The sequence below is a fragment of the Cryobacterium aureum genome (assembly GCF_002954245.1).
In the GTDB taxonomy this organism is placed as follows: domain Bacteria; phylum Actinomycetota; class Actinomycetes; order Actinomycetales; family Microbacteriaceae; genus Cryobacterium; species Cryobacterium aureum.
Map to the genome: position 1 here is coordinate 41,890 of NZ_PPTG01000048.1, position 14,981 is coordinate 56,870.

Consider the following 14,981-nt stretch of genomic DNA (forward strand, 5'->3'; position numbering starts at 1 on the left):
GGCTACCCCGGGTGCACCGCAGCCCCCGCGCCGAGCAGGTCTTGCTTGCGCGGGCGTACCAGGAAGAATGCAATGGGCGCCGCCGCGAAGATGATGATGGCCGCCCACAGAAAAGCGGACTGGTAGCCGCTGACGAGCGCGCCGAACTGTGCGGCCTGTGAAGGTACCTTTCCGACCAGATATGAACTTACGGCGGCTGTATAGAGCGCGGTGAACAACGCGGTTCCGAGTGATCCGCCGATCTGCTGCATGGCCGTCACCGCAGCGCTCGCCGCGCCGGCGTCATGCTCGGCGATGCCCGACAGGGCCACGTTTTGCAGTGGCACGAAGATCAGGGCGAGACCCGTTCCGAGCAGAATCAGCCCCGGAAGCACCTCGAAGGCATAGTTTCCGCCCACCGTGATCTGAGTCAGCCAGAGCAGGCCGGCTGCGCCGACGACCGGTCCGACGGTCATCGGAATGCGCACGCCGGTACGCGCCAGAAACTTCGACAGTACACCCGCACCGATCATGATCGTCGCGGTCATCGGCAGTGAGGCGAGGCCGGACTGAATCGGCGTGTAGCCCAACACGATCTGAAAGTAGAGCGTGAGAAACAGCAGCCCGCCGAGCAGGGCAGCGCCGGAAAGCAAAGCGGTCAGAAAGGCCCCGCCGCGCACCTTGTTGACGATAATGCGTAACGGCAACAGCGGATGATTGGACCGACTCTCCACAAACACGAACAGTGTCAGCAGCACCAGTCCGAGTGGGAGACAGATGAGCACGGGCCAGCTGGCCCAGCCATTTTCGGCCTGGGCGAAGCCGAAGACCAGGGATCCGAGTCCGAACGCCACGAGAATAGCCCCCGGCACGTCGTACCGAGTGTTGCCGTTTGCCTTACTTTCCCGGATCACCGGAAGGGCAGCCGCAATGGCGACGACGGCGATCGGCACGTTCACGTAGAGGCACCAGCGCCAGCTCGCGTATTCGGTCAGCACCCCGCCGAGAATGAGGCCGACGGCCGCGCCGCCGCCGGCGATTGCTCCGTAGACAGCGAAAGCCTTGATCCGGTCCTTGCCGCCGGGAAAGTTCACGGTGAGTAGGGCCAGCGAAGCCGGAGCGAGCAAAGCGGCGAACAACCCTTGCAGTCCACGGGCAGCCAGGAGTTCCCAGGTGCTCTGCGCGGCGCCACCAAGGGCTGACGCGATGGCGAACCCGGCCATCCCCACGATGAAGGAGCGCTCACGCCCCCAGAAGTCAGCGATGCGCCCGCCGAGCAGCAGCAGCGCCCCGAACACGAGCGAGTAGAGGGTGACGACCCAGGTGCGGTCGCCGTCGCTCATGCCGAGCGCGATCTGCGCCTGCGGAAGCGCGATATTCACAATGGTCCCGTCGAGCACGACGGTGAGCTGGGCGAGCGCGACAATGGCGAGCAGCCACCAGCGGCGCGGGTTGGCCGCGTCCTTCAGCGAAGCGGATGCCGCGCCCGCGGACGAGGGCGGCGTGGCCTGGAGTTCAATCGTGTTGACTGATTCGGGCGGAACGGTACTGCGAGGCTGGGTCGACATAGCTGCAACCTTATCGGCAAAACCAAACGAACTAGTTCGTTTTACGTGAATTGTTGGCTATAGTTAGGGGTATGGCACGCAACGGAGCAGACCCACAGACCCGGATTCTCGAGGCTGCGCGCGCAGAATTCGCCGCTTACGGCCTCGCCGGAGCGCGCATCGACCGCATCGCCAAGACTGCGTCGGCCAGCAAGGAACGCCTCTACGCCTACTACTCCGACAAGAAGCACCTCTTCCTCGAGGTTTTGGAGCTCAATCTGCGCGAGTTTTCGAGTGACGCTGTGCTTACCGACCACGACGTACCGGCCTTCGCTGGAGCCTTGTTCGACCACGCCATGCAGCACGGCGACCATCTGCGCATGATTGACTGGGCGCGTCTCGAGACCGACGGTACCTGGCTGCCGGCCCTGGAAGTCATGCTGGGTTATCGAGACGAACAGGTGCGCCGCATCCGTTTGGCCCAGGCCGCCGGCCGGGTCGACGCATCGTGGGAGCCGGCGCAGCTCATGACGCTCGTCTTCGGCGTTGCTTCCGCCTGGGTGCACGAGCCCGGCGTGGTACTGACGAACGGCGGCGGTTCCGACTCGGTGGCGATAGCAGCCCGACGTGCCAATGTCATCCGTGCGGTCGAACGGCTGATCGCACCGAGCGCACCGCCCGTGATCAACTGACGCCCGCCCGAATCGACACAACGGGCGCGCCGCCGCATCCGTTTCGAAGTAGCGGCGGCCACCGGTTAAACTAAACGCATCATGGCAACTTTTGGAAACCTCTCAGATCGTCTTGCCGAGACGTTCAAAAACCTCCGCACCAAGGGCAAGCTCAGCGCAGCGGATGTCGACGGTACCGTCCGCGAGATTCGCCGAGCGCTGCTCGACGCCGACGTCGCCCTCGAGGTCGTCAAGGACTTCACCGGCAAGGTACGGGAGCGCGCCCTGGGTGACGAGGTCAGCAAGGCGCTGAACCCGGCCCAGCAGGTCGTGCAGATCGTCAACGACGAACTCATCACCATTCTCGGCGGCCAGCAGCGCCGGCTGGAGTTCGCCAAGAAGCCGCCGACCATCATTATGCTCGCTGGACTACAGGGTGCCGGTAAGACCACCCTCGCCGGCAAGCTCGCCAAGTGGCTCGCCAAAGACGGCCACACGCCATTGCTCGTCGCCGCCGACCTGCAGCGCCCCAACGCGGTCACCCAGCTCGAGGTCGTCGCGAAGCAGGCCGGCGTCGCCGTCTACGCGCCCGAGCCCGGCAACGGCGTCGGCGACCCGGTCAAGGTCGCTCGCGACGGCGTGAAGTATGCCCTGCAGAAGGTGCACGACGTCGTCATCGTCGACACTGCTGGCCGCCTCGGCGTCGACGCCGAGCTCATGAAGCAGGCCGCCAACATCCGCAAGGCGATCGATCCCGACGAGGTGCTCTTCGTCATCGACGCCATGATCGGCCAGGACGCCGTCGCCACGGCGAAGGCCTTCCAGGATGGCGTTGACTTCACCGGCGTGGTGCTCACGAAGCTCGACGGCGACGCCCGCGGTGGCGCGGCTCTCTCGGTCGCTTCGCTGACGGGGCGACCGATCATGTTCGCCTCCACCGGTGAAGGGCTCGACGACTTCGAGCCGTTCCACCCCGACCGCATGGCCGGCCGCATCCTCGACCTCGGTGACATCCTCACCCTGATCGAGCAGGCGCAGGGTGCGTTCGACGAAGACGAGGCCCGCAAGGTCGCCGAGAAGTTCGCGACCGACACCTTCACCCTTGACGACTTCCTCGGCCAGATGCAGCAGCTGCGCAACATGGGCTCGATCAAGAAGATGATGAGCATGTTGCCCGGCGCCGGCGCCATGAAGGCCCAGCTCGAGAACTTCGACGAGCGCGAGATCGTGCGCACCGAGGCCATCATCCAGTCGATGACCAAGCTCGAGCGCACCACGCCGAAACTGCTCAACGGATCCCGCCGCCTGCGCATCGCCAGGGGCTCAGGCTCGAGCGTCACCGAGGTCAACCAGCTCGTGCAGCGCTTCGAGCAGGCCGCCAAGATGATGAAGACCGTCGCCAAGGGCGGCATGCCCAACATTCCAGGGATGGGCCCGATCCCCGGCGCCGGCTACGGCGGCAAGCCCAAGCAGGTGGCCAAGAAGAAGGGCTCCAAGTCGGGTAATCCGGCTAAGCGTGCCGCCGAGAACGCCGCGATCGCCTCGGGCGTCAAGCCCGTGAGTGAGACGGCGTCAGCGGATGCCGCTGGCTCCGGGTTCGGCCTCGGCTCCGGCGCCCAGCCCGGCAAGGGCAAGGCCGGCGGCCCCACCGAAGAAGAAATGGCCGCACTGCAGAAAATGCTCGGCCGCTAGTTCGCCAACCTGCGCCGGGCCATTTTGTGGACGGGGCCCAGGCCCCGTCCACGGGCCCAGTTTATAGGCTGGGCCCGTGTTCATAAGGTGGGCCCGGACCCAGCTCGAGCGGTGGACAGGCGCTGAGCCTCTGCGCGGGTGCCCAAGGCTATTTTGTGGACGGGGCCCAGGCCCCGTCCACGGGCCCAGTTTATAGACTGGGCCCGTGTTCATAAGGTGGGCCCGGCGCGTGCGTGCTGGGAACCCGCGTTCTGAACACGTCCAGTTCTCGGTCGCGGCGCGGCTCTAGGCTGGTTGTATGACTTCAACGATGAACCAGAATGTGCGCATCGGCGTGCAGATCGCTCCGCAGCACGCCGAGTACTCCAAGATTCGGGACACGCTCACCGAGGTCGAGGCGCGAGGCTTCGACGTCGCATTCAACTGGGACCACTTCTTTCCGCTCAGCGGAGAGCCCGACGGCCTGCACTTCGAATCGTGGACCATCCTCGCCGCCTGGGCCGAGCAGACCACGACAATCGAATTCGGGGCCCTGGTCAACTGCAACAGCTACCGCAACGCCGATCTGCAGGCTGACATGGCCCGCACGATCGACCACATCAGCGGCGGACGCTTCATCTTCGGAACCGGCGCCGGCTGGTTCGAGCGCGACTACCAGGAGTACGGCTACGAGTTCGGCACCCCCGGCACCCGGCTGAACGCCCTCGACGACAGCCTGAACCGCATCGAGGCCCGCTGGGCCAAGCTGAACCCGCCGCCGACCCGCGACATCCCGGTACTCATCGGCGGCGGCGGCGAGAAGAAAACGCTGCGCATCGTCGCCCAGCACGCCGACATCTGGCACTCGTTCTCCAACCCAGAAGTACTCGAGCACAAGCTCGGTGTGCTCGGCGCCTGGTGCGACGAGGTCGGCCGGGATATCGCCGAGATCGAAATCTCGACCGAGCTTCGCGGGCGTACCATCGCTGACGCGGACGCACTCTACGACCTCGGTACCCGCCTGTTCACCGTCGGAATCACCGGGCCGGACTACGACCTGGGCAAAGCCATCGACTGGCTGGCTTGGCGCGACAGCAAAAACGCCTGATTCAATTCGGCCCCGCAGCCACATGCTGAGGGACGGCGACCGGTCGCCACCGCAGCGATCGCGTAGTAGGTTCGCCAGAGTTAGAGCGGTCAGGGCGCGAGAGTCGAACGTTTCCCGTGTCGGTCATCCATTGAGAGGAACTTACCCATGAGCAAGACCTGGTTCATTACTGGCGCGTCCAAGGGCTTTGGCCGCGAGTGGACGGAAGCTGCGCTAGAGCGTGGCGACAGCGTCGCAGGCACCGCACGAAAGCTGGATACTCTCGATGCTCTCGTTGAGAAGTATCCGGATACCTTTTTGCCGATTCGGCTCGACGTCACGGACCGGGATGCGGATTTCGCGGCCGTGCAGAGGGCGGCCGAGCACTTCGGTCAGCTCGATATCGTCGTCAATAACGCTGGGTACGGTCATTTCGGCATGGTCGAGGAATTGACCGAAGGCGAGGCCCGAGCGCAAATCGAGACGAACCTGTTCGGCGCGCTCTGGATCACCCAAGCGGCGGTGCCCGTCATGCGAAAGCAGGGTTCGGGTCACATCATCCAGGTATCGAGTATCGGCGGTATCAGCGCCTTTCCCACCGTCGGTATCTACCATGCGTCGAAGTGGGCACTCGAGGGCTTTTCGCAGTCACTCTCACAGGAGGTTGCAGGCTTCGGTATCCACGTGACGCTGGTGGAACCCGGTGGCTTCTCGACCGATTGGTCGGGTCCCTCCGCCTCGCGGAGCGAGGAGATGGCGGAGTACGCCGATGTGCGACAGGCAGCGGCGAGCCGTCCCTCCGCAAACGATCCCGGTGACCCGAAGGCCACCCGGGGCGCGATCCTCAAGGTCGTCGATGCACAGAAACCGCCACTGCGTATCTTCTTCGGCAAGGCACCCCTGGGCATCGCGACGAAGGACTACGAGTCACGACTGGCGACGTGGAACGAATGGCAGCCGGTTTCGATCGAGGCACACGGCAACTGAGTCTTCAGGCGAGGTAGCCGACCAGAAGCGGGATCGTCAGGTCGAGGGCAGGTCGGCTGACGTCTGTGTGGGATTCCAGACCGCGCGCTCGCGGTGGGCGAATTCGGCGAAGCGAATGGGTTCGCGGCCGAGGACCGTGCGCACCGTGTCTGTGAGCTCGGCCGCCATGCCGAGACGGGCAGTGGTGTAGATCGCAGCAGTGACCAAAACCATGCCCCACGGCATGCCGAGGGTGCGGCGTGCGTGTCGGAGGTAGCGCACGATGCCGGGCCGTGCATACCGAATGGGGCGGCCGAGTTCGGCCGTCAAGATCTGGGCAACCTGCTGGTAGGTGAGTGCCTCACTTCCCGTCACGGTATAGGCGGTGTCGGCGTGGGCTGACGGGTCGAGCAGGGCGACCGCGGCAATCGCTGCGATATCTTCCGCGTCGACGAATGCGGTCGCGCCCCGCCCGGCCGGAACGACGATCTCGTCGCGATCACGAATGTCGGTCAGGTGGGTGGTGGAGAGATTTTGGTCAAAGAACGAGGCGCGCACGAACGTCCAGGCGACCCCCGAGGTACGAAGCCAGGCCTCAATGGCGGCGTGCGGTACGACCTTGTTCTTTTCGGCGCCCTGCAGCGAGAGAAAGACCATCTGCTCCACACCAGATTGCTGCGCGAACTCGAGAGCGGGAATCATCTGCTTCTTCGGTTTGCCCAGATGCGGCGGCCGCAGCAAAAACATCCGCTGGATGCCCGCGAATGTGGCCGGCCAGGTGGCCTTGTCAGTGAAGTCGAGGGCGACGGCCTCGACCCGATCACCGAAAATCCGGGCCACAGATTCGGTAGAACGGCCCGCGGCCCGTACCCTGAGCCCGGCGGCGAGCAGCCGTTCCACCACGACGCGACCGACGTTGCCGGTCGCACCAGTCACCAGGATTAGATCGTTCGCCATTCGAAAACCTCTCGTGTTGCTGCCTCACCCAAATGTTATCTGGCGTGATCGCTCGCACAGCCCGGATCGACAGCCCCCTAGCGCGCCCGCCGCAGCCGAATTGGACCCTGAGCGGTCGATGGGTCGACCACTGCGCCGCCCTGGGTGATCTGCAGCTCACCGCGGGCGACCATGCGGCGGGCGGCTCGTCTGGCCGGTTCCATAAGATCGCGCCATTCCTCGCCGCCGACCGTCTTCGCCGCATCGGATGGACAGATCGTCGCGGTCTGCGTCCGGGCAGCGAGCAGCGTGATGATCGCTTCTTCCAGCCGGAGATCGGTTGCGGTGACCCCGCGGTTACGACACGAATCCGAACAGTACTTCACCGAATTCCAGTCGCGCGCCCACTTCGCCCGCCACTCGATCCGGCGCCCACACGACGCACAGGTCTTCTCCGGGCCGCCATCCGCAGGGGCCGCATCGGCCCGTTGACGGTGCGCCATGCTAGCTGCCGAGCCCCTGCGCGAGTTCGTGGCTGAGCGCCGCAACGACCGCGGACAGGCTGCCGTCGTTCGCCGCGGCCACGGCGAGCTGTCGTTGATAGCTGCCGCCGTCGTCGATGATGCGGTGGAGGCCCTGCAGCTCCGGCAGGCAGCCGAGCCGCTCGGCCACGGGGGAGAGGGTCTCGATGAGGCGACGCACGTCATCCGTTACGAGGCACTCGTTGCCGGCCGCATCCAGGATAATCTCGGCGTCCAGCCCGTACCGGGCCGCCCGCCACTTGTTTTCCCGCACGAACCACGGTTGCATGCGCGGTACGTCTTCTCCCGCGTCGAGGCGGGTGGACATCCACTCGACCAGGCACTGGATGAACGCGGCGATCGCGCCGAGCTCCACGGTGGTCGAGACGCCGTCACAGACGCGAATCTCGATCGTGCCCCAGCGCGGTGATGGGCGGATGTCCCAGCGCACCTCGGTGACGTCTTCGATGATGCCGGTCACCGCCATGTCATCGACGTAGCGCTCCCACGCCTCCCAGTCGGGCAGATCCCACGGCAGGCCGGCGGTCGGCAGCTGCTGAAACATGAGGGAACGGTTGCTGGCATAGCCGGTGTCGACGCCGGCCCAAAACGGGCTCGACGCGCTGAGCGCCTGCAAATGCGGCACGTAGGTCAGCAAGCCGTTCATGATCGGAATGGCCTTGGCCTTGTCCTCGATGCCCACGTGCACGTGAATGCCCCAGATCATCATGTTGCGCCCCCACCACTGGGTTCGGTCGATGAGCTTGTGGTAGCGCGCCTTGTCGGTGATGGTCTGGTCGAACCATTGGGCGAACGGATGCGAGCCGCTACAGATCACATCCACGTCGCGGTCGGTCAGAACGCGCCGTACCTCGCCGAGCTGGCTGGCGACATCCGCTACCGCGTGGCCGACGGTGTCGTGTACGCCGGACACCAGCTCGACCGTATTGAGCAGGAGTTCACCGGTGATGGTGGGGTGCGCCGAACCGTCCGGGCCGCAGAGGGCGTCGAGTACCTCGTCGGCGATCGACACCAGATCGCCGGTGTTGCGGTCGACGAGGGCGACCTCCCACTCGATGCCCACGGTGGAGCGGGCAGATCGGGCGAATTCGAGTGGCACGGGGGCTCCTTGGGTGGGCCGGTGAAAGCCGTTGAGGTTCGATTATCACAATGTGAGCAATCTCTGACACAATGATTAGTCGCGATCCGTTGTGCCCGACCCTCTATCTCGGTGCAACGTGATCCTATAGAGCTTATGCCGAGTGTGCCCCCACGCTCACGGCCCAAGGTTCGCCAAACACCGAATCAACACTGGAGAATTGTGGCTGTCAAAATCCGTCTGAAGCGCATGGGTAAGATCCGTGCACCGTACTACCGCATCGTCGTTGCCGACGCGCGCACCAAGCGCGACGGTCGTGTCATCGAAGAAATCGGCATCTACCACCCCACGGAGGAGCCCTCGGTCATCGAGGTTAAGTCCGAGCGTGCGCAGTACTGGCTCAGCGTCGGCGCCCAGCCGACCGAGCAGGTTGCTGCACTCCTCAAGCTCACGGGCGACTGGGGCATCTTCAAGGGCGACAAGAACGCCAAGAGCACCGTCAAGGTGAAGGAACCGAAGGCTGCTTTCGTCGCCGACGAGAAGAAGAAGCCGGTTCTCAAGCCCAAGGCCGAGAAGCCGGTCGCCAAGGTAGAAGAGGTTGCTGCCGAAGCAACCGAAGAGGCGTAACTGTTGCTTGCTCCCGCGCTCGAACACCTCGTCAAGGGGATCGTTGATCACCCGGACGATGTGCACGTTGCAGAAAAGAATTCGCCGCGAGGTGAGGTGCTCGAGGTTCGTGTGAACCCCGAGGATCTCGGCCGGGTCATTGGTCGTGCTGGTCGCACCGCCAAGGCCTTGCGCACCCTCGTTGCGGCTCTGGCCGATGGTCGACGCGTACGCGTCGACGTCGTCGACACCGATTTCTAGTTCAGTGAACGACGCGACAGTGGACGATAGCGAGAAGGACCGCACCCAGCAATTACGGGTGGGGCGCCTGACCAAGGCTCACGGCCTCAAGGGAGCAATCAAGCTCGAACTGTTCACGGATGACCCGGGACGACGTTTCGTCCCGGGCGCCGTGTTCACCCTGCAGGTTCCGACCGGTTCGGCCTGGCACGGCAAGACGATCGAACTCGTCGAACTGCGCTGGTACAACCAGCACGCGGTCGGTTTTTTCAAGGATATTGTTGACCGCAGCGCGGCCGAAACGCTCGCAAAGGCGATCCTCTGGATCGACGCGGACGTCGCCGAGCTGTCGGATGAGGAAGACGCCTGGTACGACCACCAGCTGGTCGGCCTCGCCGTCATGCGTGACGGTGTGCGCATCGGCACCATCGGTCGCCTCGAGCACATGCCAGCACAAGACCTGTTGATCGTGAAGACGCCGACCGGCGACGTCATGATCCCGTTCGTGAAGGCCATCGTGCCGAGCGTTGACGTGAAAAACGGCCTGGTTACGATCACGCCGCCGCCCGGGCTGCTCGAGGAGCTGCCCGAGGACCCGGCCGATGCTGAGCCTGCTGCCGAATCGGCTGACGCCGAAGCTGCGCCTACTTCTGAAACGGATGCCGCAGCATCCGCTGTCGAAACAGCCCCAGAAGCCGAAGCCGACGCATCCGCTCGCCCGTAACCTTCGTGCTTCACGGCGCGCGGGACTTCTGGCCACGCCCGAACTCCCGCGTACTGACGCAACTCCCGCGTAACGCGAGCTACAGGCGAGCAGAGCAGCGTCACCGGAAGCGCTACACGTTCAGGCGGTAGCCGCGCTTGACCACGGTTGCGACTAGCCCGGGCACGCCGAGCGTTTGCCGCAGCCGGCTCAGCGAGACCTCCATGGCATGGTCGTCGGAGTCGCCGGCCAGCGCGAGTGTCAGGTCTTCGCGGGAGACCACGGCGCCGCGCGCCCGCACGAGCGCACGCAGAATCGCGAGTGCCGTCGGTGGAAGCTGCACGCGCTCGTCGCTGACCTGCACGATGGAGCCGCGCAGTTGCACGAGTCCGTTCTGGGTCTCGACCCGTTCGATCATGTTCTGTTCCAGGTGTTCGCAAACCAACCGGATCAACGCGCCCATGCGAAACCGGGTCGGTTGAATCGGCGCGATGCCCGCGGCAATCAGCGGCGCACTGGTCACCGGGCCGACGGAGGCCGCGCACACCTGGGTCTGCAGCGCTGCAATCAGCTCGGGGTAGACATCCATTCCCTCCGCAGCGGTGAACAGGGCGTGCACGGCCGGTGCGCTCGTGAACGTAACGCAGTCCAACTGCCGGGAGCAGATGGCCTCCACGAGCTTGTAGACCCGCTCATCGGTGTCGTCCATGGCGATCCAGCGGTAGGGAGCCACGACCAGCACGCGCTGGTGCACGGCACGCAGCCGGTCGAGCTGGACCTCGTCGGTGGCACCGTGCACCTGGATGCCGATCGTGAGCCCGGGCGGGTACTCGGCCAGAACCTTGTCCACGAGCGACGCGGTTGTCTCCGAGTCGCTCATTCCGGAGTCACCCAGCCCGGTCGCGCGAATGCCGCCACGCGCTTTCGGCCCGCGCACCAGAATGGTCGACTCGGCCAGGGCGTCGGTCAGTTCCGAGCCCAGACCGTCGGCCTCGGCCACCTCGAACCAGCGGCGCACGCCGTAGCCAGTGGTTGCGAGCAGAATATCGGGCCGCGCGGCGATCAGGGTTCTGGTGTCATCGAGCAGCGGACCGTCCTGCTGCGAGTGCGCGATGCGCAGGGTCGGCGCGTGCACAACGCGGGCGCCGCGCCGCTCGAAGGCGTCAATCAGGTCGCTCGAACGGCGATCGCTCGTCACCCCGATACGAAAACCCTCGAGCTGGTTCGGCTGCAGAAACGGTGCCGCGACCTCGATCGGCTCGACGGCTCCCGGCATGCGCACCTGGTGTGCGTGCAGATCGAGTGCGGGCAGATGAGAAGCGGATGCCGCCGCCCCACTTCCCGACACAGCCTCACTGCCCGAGCTTCCCCCGGTCACATCGTTGGTTTCCGTCATTAGTCGGTGCCCGCGAACTCGGCCGCTCGGGCCACGAGTTCCTCGGCGGCGGCGTCGCCGCTGAAGGCCAGACGCACGACCTCGCCGACGACCAGAACGGCGGGACTACGCACGCCGGCCGCTGCGGCATCGGCCAGAACCGCCGACAGGGTGCTTACGGTGGTGCGCTGGGTATTGCTGAAGCCGCGCTCGATAATGGCCACGGCCATCTCCGCCGACATGCCGTGGCGGAGCAGTCCCTGGCTGAGGGTCGGCAACGTGCCGACGCCCATCAGTACCACGATTGTGCTGCCGAGCAGGGTGAGTCCTTCGAGTTCGTTGTCGGTGAGTGGTGCGTGGCCACTGATCACCGTGAACGCGTGGCTGATGCCGCGGTGGGTCAGCGGAATCCCGGCCGCCGCCGGCACCGCGATCGCGCTCGTGACGCCGGAGACGACGGTCACTGCAATGCCGTTGCGATGGCACGCGAGCACTTCTTCGCTGCCGCGGCCGAACACGTAGGGGTCGCCGCCTTTTAGCCGCACCACGCGTTTGCCGGCAAGCGCGTGCTCGACCATGAGCTCTTCGATTCCGGCTTGCGACACCGGGTGGCTGCCGGCGCGCTTGCCGACGTCGATGAGCGTCGCGTGGGGTGCGAGGGAAGCGAGGTCGTCGCTCGGCGCGAGGCGGTCGAACAACACGACATCCGCTTGCGCGAGCGCGGTCACGGCGGCCACGGTCAGCAGCTCGGCGGCGCCGGGGCCGCCACCCACCAATGTGACGGGGCCTGCGGTGACGGGCCCGGAGACGACTGAACTGGAGCTGACTGACCCAGCCGTACGGGAATTCTGGGCTGTCATCTGCTTACTCATTTCGAACGGGAATGCGGCTTCCACTTAGTAGAACAGTACTCGACGAGGCTCGTTCGGCCGGGGTCGCCGGTCGTATTTGGTCACGCTCCGTAACGAGCGCGATGCTCGGGTCGGGTTCGGCCGGCGCATTCACGAAGGAGCGGAACCGGCGCAGGCGCTCCGGGTCGGCGAGGGTGGCGGCCCACTCGTCCTCGTAGTTGTCGACGTGGGCCAGCATGGCCTGTTCGAGCTCCTCGGCCAGACCGAGCGAGTCGTTGATGACGACGTCGCGCACGTGCTCGAGACCGCCCTCCACGTCTTCCATCCAGCGGGCGGTGCGCTGCATGCGATCGGCCGTGCGGATGTAATACATCATGTAGCGGTCGATGTACCTGATCAGGGTTTCCTCGTCGAGGTCGGTCGCGAGCAGCTGCCCGTGCGCGGGTTGAAAACCGCCGTTACCGCCGACGTACATGTTCCAGCCGTTGTCGCTCGCGATGATTCCCACGTCCTTCGCGCGGGCTTCTGCACATTCCCGGGCGCAACCCGACACCCCGAACTTGAACTTGTGCGGAGCGCGCAGGCCGCGATAGCGCAGCTCCAACCGAATCGCCAGGCCGACGGCATCCTGCACGCCGAACCGGCACCAGGTGGAGCCGACGCAGGACTTCACGTTGCGCAGCGCCTTGCCGTAGGCCTGCCCCGACTCGAACCCGGCGTCCACCAGGATGCGCCAGATATCGGGCAGCTGTTCCAGGCGGGCGCCGAACAGGTCGATGCGCTGCCCGCCGGTGATCTTGGTATAGAGGTCGAAATCCAGCGCGACCTGCGCGATCACGGCCAATTTGGTCGGCGTGATCTCCCCGCCCGGAATGCGAGGGACCACGGAGTAGGTGCCGTCCTTCTGCATGTTGGCCATGGCGCGGTCGTTGGTGTCCTGCAGGGTGCCGCGGCCGGCATCCAGAATGTAGGAGGTGTTCTGACTGGCCAGAATGGAGCCGACGGCGGGCTTGCAGACATCGCAGCCGCGGCCCGCGCCGAAGCGGGAGAAGATCTCGTCGCTCGAGACGAGTCCGAGCACGCGAACTGATTCGAATAGTTTCTGGCGGCTCAGTTCGAAATGCTCGCACAGCGCGTGCGAGACGGTTTGACCGGATGCCGTCAGTTCGGCCTCGAGGATCTTTTTGACCAGCGGCACGCACGAACCGCACTGAGTGCCGGCCCGGGTGCGGGTCTTCAACGCGCCCAGTTCCGTGCAGGCAACAGTGTGCTCGTCGCCGCGCACGGCCTGCCGCACGGCGCCGGCCGAGACCATGTTGCAGGAGCAGACCAGGGCATCATCGGGGAGTTCGTCGCCGGCCGGAGCCTCGGCGCCGGCCGCGGAGAGGTAGGCGGCGGGCTCACTGCTGAGCTCGCGGCCCACCATCGGGCGGAGCGCCGAGTGCGGCGTGGCGTCGCCGACGAAGATGCCGCCGAGCAGGGTTTTGGCGTCGTTGGTCATGACGAGCTTCTGGTAGAGCCCGCGGGCCGGGTCGGCGTAGACGATCTCGAGCGAGCCAGGAGTGGTCGCCCGGGCGTCGCCGAAGCTGGCAACGTCGACGCCGGACAGCTTGAGCTTGGTGGCGTCGTCGACGGTCGTGAACTCGGCGATGCCGCCGAGCAAGCGATCGGCGACGACCTCGGCCATGGCGTTGGCGGGAGCGACCAGGCCGACGCAGCGGCCGTTCCAGCTGGCGACCTCGCCGATCGCCCAGATGCGGGGGTCGCTCGTGCGGCAGTCGTTGCCGATCGTGACGCCGCCCCGGGTGCCCACGGTGAGTCCAGCTGAGCGGGCCAGTTTGTCGCGGGGTGAGATGCCGATCGCGTAGACGACCAGGTCGGCGGCGATGTCGCGGCCGTTGCCGAGCTGCAGGCCGGTCACGGCGGTGTTGTCGTCGTTCGTGAGGATGGTCCGGGCCCGGGTGCCGAGGTGCAGTTCGATGCCTTGGGCCACGATCAGCCGACCGAGCGCCTGTCCGCCGCCCTCGTCGAGCTGGGCCGACATGAGCCAGCCGCCGGAGTGCACGATGGCCGACTCGGCGCCGAGCTTGTGCAGCCCGCCAGCCGCTTCCAAGCCGAGCAGACCGCCGCCGGCCACGACGACCCTGGGGATGCGGCCGAGCGAGACGGTGAGAGCAGCGAGTTCATCGACGAGGGCATCGACGTCGTCGAGGGTGCGGTACACCCGAATGTGTTCGCGGCCGGGCAGCTCCGGTACGGGGGCGCTGGAGCCGGTGGCGAGCACGAGGTCGTCGTACGCCAGCACAGCTCCGGACCCGGTCGTGACCGTGCGGGCGACCCGGTCGATGCTCGTGGCCCGCTCGTTGATGCGCAGCGCGATGCGCTCGCTGTCCCACGGCGCCGTTGGCTCGAGAGTGAGGTCGATCATTCCGGCCAGCCGCTGGCTCAGTGCCACCCGGTCGTAGGGGCGGTGGTTCTCCTCGGCCAGCACGGTGATCGAGAGGGCGTGCTCGGTATCGCGGGAATGCAGGGCGTCGGTGAGGCGGTGCGCGGCCGGGCCGCCACCGATCACGATGACGCGACGCGGTGCGTCTGAATCGGTGCCGGCGGCATCCGCTGGGCTCAATGATGTGACGGCGTGCGTCGAATCCATATCGAATGCTGCGATGTCTGGGGCAGAATACGCGGAGGCGGTTTCACGAGAAGCTGGCATCAGCATCCTTTCAAAG

14 protein-coding genes are annotated in these 14,981 nt (G+C 65.8%); 7 read left to right on the top strand and 7 right to left on the bottom strand.

The annotated features are described in order from the left end of the window. Positions 1–2: 2 nt before the first annotated feature. On the bottom strand, positions 3–1,547 hold the full coding sequence (locus CJ028_RS17020; RefSeq protein ID WP_105036410.1) for an MFS transporter: 1,545 nt from the start codon (positions 1,545–1,547) through the stop codon (positions 3–5). A gap of 71 nt (positions 1,548–1,618) precedes the next feature. On the opposite strand from CJ028_RS17020, the gene CJ028_RS17025 reads away from it, so the two are divergent. The 4 genes from CJ028_RS17025 (at position 1,619) to CJ028_RS17040 (ending at position 5,942) form a co-directional block, all read left to right on the top strand. Beyond that, positions 1,619–2,218 (top strand): TetR/AcrR family transcriptional regulator, encoded by a 600-nt coding sequence (locus CJ028_RS17025; protein WP_105036411.1) that lies wholly within the window; start codon positions 1,619–1,621, stop codon positions 2,216–2,218. Positions 2,219–2,299: 81 nt separating this feature from the next. Next, the gene (gene ffh / locus CJ028_RS17030; RefSeq protein ID WP_105036412.1) at positions 2,300–3,889 is read left to right on the top strand and encodes a signal recognition particle protein; all 1,590 of its coding nucleotides are present in this window, start codon (positions 2,300–2,302) and stop codon (positions 3,887–3,889) included. A 298-nt stretch (positions 3,890–4,187) separates the two neighbouring features. Next, complete coding sequence (locus CJ028_RS17035; protein WP_105036413.1) at positions 4,188–4,976, top strand: LLM class F420-dependent oxidoreductase; 789 nt, start codon at positions 4,188–4,190, stop codon at positions 4,974–4,976. Positions 4,977–5,123: 147 nt separating this feature from the next. After that, positions 5,124–5,942: an SDR family oxidoreductase gene (locus CJ028_RS17040; protein ID WP_105036414.1), complete on the top strand. Its 819-nt coding sequence runs from the start codon at positions 5,124–5,126 to the stop codon at positions 5,940–5,942. A gap of 36 nt (positions 5,943–5,978) precedes the next feature. Here the strand turns inward: CJ028_RS17040 and CJ028_RS17045 are convergent, their stop codons facing one another. The 3 genes from CJ028_RS17045 to CJ028_RS17055 all read right to left on the bottom strand — a co-directional run bounded on the left by CJ028_RS17045 (position 5,979) and on the right by CJ028_RS17055 (position 8,498). Next, complete coding sequence (locus CJ028_RS17045; protein ID WP_105036415.1) at positions 5,979–6,878, bottom strand: NmrA family NAD(P)-binding protein; 900 nt, start codon at positions 6,876–6,878, stop codon at positions 5,979–5,981. Positions 6,879–6,955: 77 nt separating this feature from the next. Then, positions 6,956–7,360, bottom strand: coding sequence for a DUF2256 and DUF3253 domain-containing protein (locus CJ028_RS17050; RefSeq protein ID WP_105036416.1), 405 nt, complete (start codon positions 7,358–7,360; stop codon positions 6,956–6,958). 1 nt (position 7,361) lies between these two features. Then, complete coding sequence (locus CJ028_RS17055) at positions 7,362–8,498, bottom strand: glutamate--cysteine ligase (protein WP_105036417.1); 1,137 nt, start codon at positions 8,496–8,498, stop codon at positions 7,362–7,364. 201 nt (positions 8,499–8,699) lie between these two features. Here CJ028_RS17055 and rpsP point away from each other — a divergent pair, with 201 nt between their 5' ends. Genes rpsP through rimM form a run of 3 tightly spaced genes read left to right on the top strand, consistent with a single transcriptional unit; the run spans position 8,700 to position 10,047 of the window. After that, positions 8,700–9,104 (top strand): 30S ribosomal protein S16, encoded by a 405-nt coding sequence (rpsP, locus tag CJ028_RS17060; RefSeq protein ID WP_092108903.1) that lies wholly within the window; start codon positions 8,700–8,702, stop codon positions 9,102–9,104. 3 nt (positions 9,105–9,107) lie between these two features. Then, positions 9,108–9,344 (top strand): RNA-binding protein, encoded by a 237-nt coding sequence (locus CJ028_RS17065; RefSeq protein ID WP_035879344.1) that lies wholly within the window; start codon positions 9,108–9,110, stop codon positions 9,342–9,344. 4 nt (positions 9,345–9,348) lie between these two features. Further along, on the top strand, positions 9,349–10,047 hold the full coding sequence (rimM, locus tag CJ028_RS17070; protein ID WP_338064149.1) for a ribosome maturation factor RimM: 699 nt from the start codon (positions 9,349–9,351) through the stop codon (positions 10,045–10,047). 112 nt (positions 10,048–10,159) lie between these two features. Here rimM and CJ028_RS17075 read toward each other — a convergent pair whose 3' ends face one another. The 3 genes from CJ028_RS17075 to nirB are packed head-to-tail and all read right to left on the bottom strand — an operon-like array spanning position 10,160 to position 14,905. Then, on the bottom strand, positions 10,160–11,422 hold the full coding sequence (locus CJ028_RS17075) for a uroporphyrinogen-III synthase (RefSeq protein ID WP_240607386.1): 1,263 nt from the start codon (positions 11,420–11,422) through the stop codon (positions 10,160–10,162). Continuing rightward, positions 11,422–12,261: a uroporphyrinogen-III C-methyltransferase gene (gene cobA / locus CJ028_RS17080; RefSeq protein ID WP_240607387.1), complete on the bottom strand. Its 840-nt coding sequence runs from the start codon at positions 12,259–12,261 to the stop codon at positions 11,422–11,424. The genes CJ028_RS17075 and cobA overlap by 1 nt, the downstream gene beginning before the upstream one ends. 4 nt (positions 12,262–12,265) lie before the next feature. After that, complete coding sequence (nirB, locus tag CJ028_RS17085) at positions 12,266–14,905, bottom strand: nitrite reductase large subunit NirB (RefSeq protein ID WP_105036914.1); 2,640 nt, start codon at positions 14,903–14,905, stop codon at positions 12,266–12,268. Between the last annotated feature and the right edge of the window lie 76 nt (positions 14,906–14,981).

What these genes read in the sequence shown, in the direction of transcription:
- cobA (WP_240607387.1), bottom strand. Translation starts at nt 12,261, where the DNA reads ATGACAGCCCAGAATTCCCGTACGGCTGGGTCAGTCAGCTCCAGTTCA.
- ffh (WP_105036412.1), top strand. Translation starts at nt 2,300, where the DNA reads ATGGCAACTTTTGGAAACCTCTCAGATCGTCTTGCCGAGACGTTCAAA.
- CJ028_RS17040 (WP_105036414.1), top strand. Translation starts at nt 5,124, where the DNA reads ATGAGCAAGACCTGGTTCATTACTGGCGCGTCCAAGGGCTTTGGCCGC.
- CJ028_RS17075 (WP_240607386.1), bottom strand. Translation starts at nt 11,422, where the DNA reads ATGACGGAAACCAACGATGTGACCGGGGGAAGCTCGGGCAGTGAGGCT.
- CJ028_RS17020 (WP_105036410.1), bottom strand. Translation starts at nt 1,547, where the DNA reads ATGTCGACCCAGCCTCGCAGTACCGTTCCGCCCGAATCAGTCAACACG.
- CJ028_RS17025 (WP_105036411.1), top strand. Translation starts at nt 1,619, where the DNA reads ATGGCACGCAACGGAGCAGACCCACAGACCCGGATTCTCGAGGCTGCG.
- nirB (WP_105036914.1), bottom strand. Translation starts at nt 14,905, where the DNA reads ATGGATTCGACGCACGCCGTCACATCATTGAGCCCAGCGGATGCCGCC.
- CJ028_RS17050 (WP_105036416.1), bottom strand. Translation starts at nt 7,360, where the DNA reads ATGGCGCACCGTCAACGGGCCGATGCGGCCCCTGCGGATGGCGGCCCG.
- CJ028_RS17045 (WP_105036415.1), bottom strand. Translation starts at nt 6,878, where the DNA reads ATGGCGAACGATCTAATCCTGGTGACTGGTGCGACCGGCAACGTCGGT.
- CJ028_RS17035 (WP_105036413.1), top strand. Translation starts at nt 4,188, where the DNA reads ATGACTTCAACGATGAACCAGAATGTGCGCATCGGCGTGCAGATCGCT.